General features: G+C 74.8%; 6 protein-coding genes. 1 reads left to right on the forward strand and 5 read right to left on the reverse strand.

Annotation, left to right across the window (positions count from 1 at the left end; translation table 11 throughout):
- From E1258_RS30230 to E1258_RS30240, 3 genes are all read right to left on the reverse strand, one after another.
- On the reverse strand, positions 1 to 440 hold a 440-nt coding region (locus tag E1258_RS30230), incomplete at its 3' end, for a rhodanese-like domain-containing protein (RefSeq protein WP_132407099.1).
- A 26-nt stretch (positions 441 to 466) separates the two neighbouring features.
- On the reverse strand, positions 467 to 928 hold the full coding sequence (locus E1258_RS30235; protein WP_132407101.1) for a cysteine dioxygenase family protein: 462 nt from the start codon (positions 926 to 928) through the stop codon (positions 467 to 469).
- A 144-nt stretch (positions 929 to 1,072) separates the two neighbouring features.
- The gene (locus tag E1258_RS30240; protein WP_007076376.1) at positions 1,073 to 1,456 is read right to left on the reverse strand and encodes a hypothetical protein; all 384 of its coding nucleotides are present in this window, start codon (positions 1,454 to 1,456) and stop codon (positions 1,073 to 1,075) included.
- A 126-nt stretch (positions 1,457 to 1,582) separates the two neighbouring features.
- Here E1258_RS30240 and E1258_RS30245 point away from each other — a divergent pair, with 126 nt between their 5' ends.
- On the forward strand, positions 1,583 to 2,509 hold the full coding sequence (locus tag E1258_RS30245; protein WP_132407107.1) for a DUF3500 domain-containing protein: 927 nt from the start codon (positions 1,583 to 1,585) through the stop codon (positions 2,507 to 2,509).
- A 355-nt stretch (positions 2,510 to 2,864) separates the two neighbouring features.
- Here E1258_RS30245 and E1258_RS30250 read toward each other — a convergent pair whose 3' ends face one another.
- Entirely contained in the window at positions 2,865 to 3,626 is a 762-nt protein-coding gene (locus E1258_RS30250) for a class I SAM-dependent methyltransferase (RefSeq protein WP_132407103.1), read from the reverse strand.
- Positions 3,627 to 3,700: 74 nt separating this feature from the next.
- Complete coding sequence (locus E1258_RS30255) at positions 3,701 to 4,201, reverse strand: DUF2231 domain-containing protein (RefSeq protein WP_132407105.1); 501 nt, start codon at positions 4,199 to 4,201, stop codon at positions 3,701 to 3,703.
- Positions 4,202 to 4,380: the final 179 nt, after the last annotated feature.

A 4,380-nucleotide genomic window follows, 5' to 3' on the forward strand; every position in this document is an offset into this window, starting at 1 on the left:
GACGTGGAACGGAGGGTGGGCAGACCGGCGATCCGCCAGGCGGCGAAGCCGCCGACGACGTCGGTGGCGCGATGCAGGCCGATGTCCTGAAGCGCGGCGGCGGCGAGCGAGGAGGTATAGCCCTCCTGACACATGACCACCACGGGCACGTCGTAGCCGACGGCCTGGGGCAGGCGGGCCGCGCAGCGGGGGTCGAAGCGCCACTCCAGCACGTTGCGCTCGATCGCCAGGGCGCCGGGCACCGCGCCGTGCGCGGCGCGCTGCGCAGCCGGCCGGATGTCGACCAGCAGCGCGCCCTCGCGGTACGCCACGTGCGCCTGCTCGGCGTCGAGCCGGCGCAGCCGGGACCGCGCCTCGGCGAGGATCTCGTAGATGCCCCGGGAGCCGGGCGGCGGCACGGGCAGGGGACAGCCCTGAGCGCGGGCGGGGTCGTACGGCATTGTCGGGTCCCTCCTCGTCAAGGATGTCACCAGGCGACGCCGGCCTCGGCGACCTCGGCCGCCCGCAGCAGCCCGTCGACGAGCCGGTAGCGGGTCATCCGGGTCAGCGCGGGCCGGTAGACGTGCAGGCTGACCGCCGGCTGGTCGTCCCGGTTGGTGACCATGTGCACGTGACGGGCGCCGAAACGCCGGCCGGCACCGGCGGCGAGGCGGTGCGGACGCAGCCGGCCGCCGCTGACCGTCTCCCCGGTGAGCACGCCGTCGACGACCAGGAAGGCTCCGGAGGAGCCGCCGTGGTCGTGCAGGTCGGTGCCCTGGCCGGGCAGCCAGCTCAGCGCCCAGACCTCGTGGTCGGCGGCGACCGCGAGGCGGGCGTACCACCGCTGTTCGGGGTGGAAGCGGAGCGGGACCGGCCAGTTGGCCGGGTCGGCGGCGTACCGGGCGGCGACGGCAAGCGGGTCGGGCTCGAGACGACGGCTGGCTAGCATGCGGGACCTCACGGTGATCGGGCGGAGCGTGCCACACGAGCATAGAACGCAAACCCTATAGGATTAGTAGGTAATATCGCATGTTGGGAAGCCGAGGCGGCACCGGCCGCGCCGGCCCGTGCGGCGGGCCGGGGCGAAGGCCGCTCAGCGGCGCACCGGCGGCTCAACCCGGTAGCCCGGCACCGACGGCCAGCGCACGGTCAGCAGTACCGACTCGCTCTCGGCATACCAGCAGTGGTCCACGCCCCGGCCCCACACCACGTAGTCGCCCGGCTGGGCGAGCAGCACCGTGCGGTCCGGCAACTCGACCCGGAACCGGCCGCCGCTGACCAGCACCAGCAGCGCGGTACGCCGCTCGCCGGTGGCCCACCGCGATCGGCTCTCCCCCGCCGCGTGCACGCCCCACTTCACCTCGACGTCGTCGCTGTGCCGGGGATCGCCGGCCGGCATGAAGTGGCCGAGCAGCCAGCCACCCTCGGCCGGGCCGTCCACGCCCGCGTTGCCCACGTACACGCTGTCGTCGCTCATCGCCCCTCCCGGTGCCGGCTCGGCAAGCTATCAGGCGCCGCCGCCCCCGCCGATCAACCTGGGCCGATGCTGACCTGCGCCGCCAGGGTATATACAGGGTCGGTGGAAGATCCCGTACCCGGACAGATGCGCACCGCCGGCACCGCGCTGCTCGGCGCGCTCGACGGTGCGGCGCGGGCCCGCGCGGCGCGCCGGTTCGACGACGACGCGGCCCGGCGGTGGCTGGAGTACCGTCCTCGGCCGCGACCCGGGGTCTGCCTGGCCGACCTGGACCGCACGGGCCGCAAGGCCGCACACCGGCTGCTGGCCACCGCGCTGAGCCCCGCGGCGTACGCGCAGGCGATGGCCGTCGTCGCGCTGGAAGAGGTGCTCGACCGGGCCGAGGGCTGGCGGCGCGGGCGGCACAGCGGCGACTACTGGGTGGCGGTCTTCGGTGACCCGGCCCGCGACGACCGGTGGGCCTGGCGGTTCGAGGGGCATCACCTGTCCGTGAGCATGACCGTCGTCGGCGACCGGGTCTCTCCCGCACCCGTCTTCCTCGGCGCGAACCCGGCCGCCGTCCGGCACGCCGGGCACCCGGTCTCCCGGCCGCTCGGGGTCGAGGAGGACCTGGGCCGGGCCCTGCTCGACGCCATGGGGCCGGCGGCGCGGACGGCGGCGATCGTCGCCGACGAGGCCCCCGCCGACATCATCAGCGCCACCCGCCCGCGCGTCGCCGGGCCGATCGAGCCGCTGGGGGTGCCGGCCGACCGGCTCGGCCCCACCGGCCGGGCCATGCTGGACCAGCTCGTCGCCGTCTACCTGGACCGGCTACCGCCGGCACTGGCCGACCGGGAGGCGCGCCGGCTCGCCGGCGGGCCGCTGCACTTCGCCTGGGCCGGCCCGACCGGGCCGGGGCGGCGCCACTACTACCGGGTGCAGGGCGACGACCTGCTGATCGAGTACGACAACACCGCCGACGACGGCAACCACGCTCACACCGTTTTGCGCCGCCCGGACAGCGACTTCGGCGCCGACGTGCTCGCCGCCCACCACGCCGAGGCGCACGGCTGACCGGAGCCGATTCCCGAGCCTTGAGGCAAATGGGGCGCAGGGCAGGGTGCGGGTGGTTGCGGGCGACAGATGTTCCGCCGCTCCCTTTGGAGCTGCCCCATTCGCGCTACCACGGGCCTGCGGCGTCCGCGCCACCACGGGCCCGGCCGCGTCCGCGCCACCACAGGCCCGCCGCGTTCGTGCCACCACAGGCCCGCGGCGTCCCGCCACCACAGGCTCGGCCGCGTTCGCGCTGGTACAACAGGGCCGGTAGCACAGACGGGGCAGCTCCAAAGGGGTGCGCGCGCAGGCCAACCCGCCCGGGGAGCGACCGAAGCGCCCGGAGACCGACCGGGAGCCGACGGTGTGGAGTCCGTCAGGTGGGCCGGACCGCCTCGATCAGGAACCGGCCGGCGTGGGCCACGAACGGGCCGTCGGCTGCGATCCGGTCGTGCAGGCGGGCGAGCTGGGGTCGGTACCGCTCGACGGTGAAGCCGGGGACCGTCCAGACCACCTTGCGCAGGAAGTACACCACCGCCGCGATGTCGTGGAAGACGGTACGCAGGGTCGCCTCGCGCAGGTCGAGCACCGTCAGCCCGGCCGCCTCGGCGGCGGCGACGGCCTGGCCGGGAAGCTGCCGCCGTGGTGGGGGCTGCGGGCCCAGCATCGCCTCGCTCAGCTCCCGGACGGTGCCGCCGCGAATCTGCTGGGACAAGAACGTCCCGCCGGGCCGCAACACCCGCGCGACCTCGTCCCACCGCGTGCGCACCGGGTGACGGCTCACCACGAGGTCCAGCGCGGCGTCGCCCACCGGAAGATCGCCGCCCTCGGCGACCTGGAGCACCGTCGCGCCGACCGGGCGCAGGTTACGCCGGGCCACCTCGACGTTGGCTGGCCACGCCTCGGTGGCCAGCAGGACCAGGGGCGGGCGAGGCACCTCGGCGAGAACCTCCCCGCCGCCGGTGTCGAGGTCCAGCGCCGCGTCGGCCCGCGCCATCCGGTCGGCCACGAGCCGGGCGTAGCCCCACGGCGGCCGTTCCTCGCTGGCCCGCCCGCGCAGCCAGGAGAAGTCCCAGCCCCGCACGGGCACGGACGTTCCCTCGGCGACGAGGTCCTCGAATTCCCGCCCCCCGCTCATCCGGGAAGCATCGCCGCGTCCGGCCGCCCGGACAACCGATTTCGGGTCCGGGGGATCTCAGACGCGGGCGGATTTCAGGCGCGGGGCGGGGCGATTTCCACCGTGGCGCCCGCCACCTCGCCGAGCGCGTCGAGGTCACCGCCCTCGGCTCGGCCGGCCTCGAACTGACGCATCAGGCGGGCCCCGAGCCACACCCCGACCCCGCCGAGCCCGAGCGCGACCAGTTCGGCGGCGAGCATGACACCGATCGCGCCACGCTGTGGCGAGTTCGCCCGGACCAGGCAGATCAGCAGGAACATCCCGGCCATCGCGGCGTTGACCAGATTGAATGTGATCTTGGTGCGACGGGTCCGATCGCCCGCGGCGTCCCACAGGTCGACCATTCCGGCCACCGTGGACAGCGCGGCGGCCACGAGGGCGGCGACCGCGGTCCAGTAGCCGACCTCGCCGAGGAAGGCGGGACCGCCGACGACGTCGGCCAGGTCGAAGATGGTGGCGCTGACGAAGAGCCCGAACGGGAACGTCACCAACATCGGTTGGATGGGATGCCCGTGCACCCGCAGTCGGCTCTCCATCGTGCCCTCCCCTGGTCGGATCAGCTCACCAGTCCAGGGTGCTACCCGCAGGTCGCCGCAGGGAAACGACCAGCCGTCGTATCGCCGACAGGACGGTGTCCGGGCGGCCCGTCCGGCACGCCGGCGACGTGGGGCGATCGGAGCGGCACGGGCGGGGCTTCGGGGCTAGTTCTCCCGGG

The sequence above is a fragment of the Micromonospora sp. KC207 genome, assembly GCF_004348615.1.
In the GTDB taxonomy this organism is placed as follows: Bacteria; Actinomycetota; Actinomycetes; order Mycobacteriales; family Micromonosporaceae; genus Micromonospora.

What these genes read in the sequence shown, in the direction of transcription:
- E1258_RS30240 (WP_007076376.1), bottom strand. Translation starts at nt 1,456, where the DNA reads ATGAGCGACGACAGCGTGTACGTGGGCAACGCGGGCGTGGACGGCCCG.
- E1258_RS30250 (WP_132407103.1), bottom strand. Translation starts at nt 3,626, where the DNA reads ATGAGCGGGGGGCGGGAATTCGAGGACCTCGTCGCCGAGGGAACGTCC.
- E1258_RS30245 (WP_132407107.1), top strand. Translation starts at nt 1,583, where the DNA reads ATGCGCACCGCCGGCACCGCGCTGCTCGGCGCGCTCGACGGTGCGGCG.
- E1258_RS30235 (WP_132407101.1), bottom strand. Translation starts at nt 928, where the DNA reads ATGCTAGCCAGCCGTCGTCTCGAGCCCGACCCGCTTGCCGTCGCCGCC.
- E1258_RS30255 (WP_132407105.1), bottom strand. Translation starts at nt 4,201, where the DNA reads ATGGAGAGCCGACTGCGGGTGCACGGGCATCCCATCCAACCGATGTTG.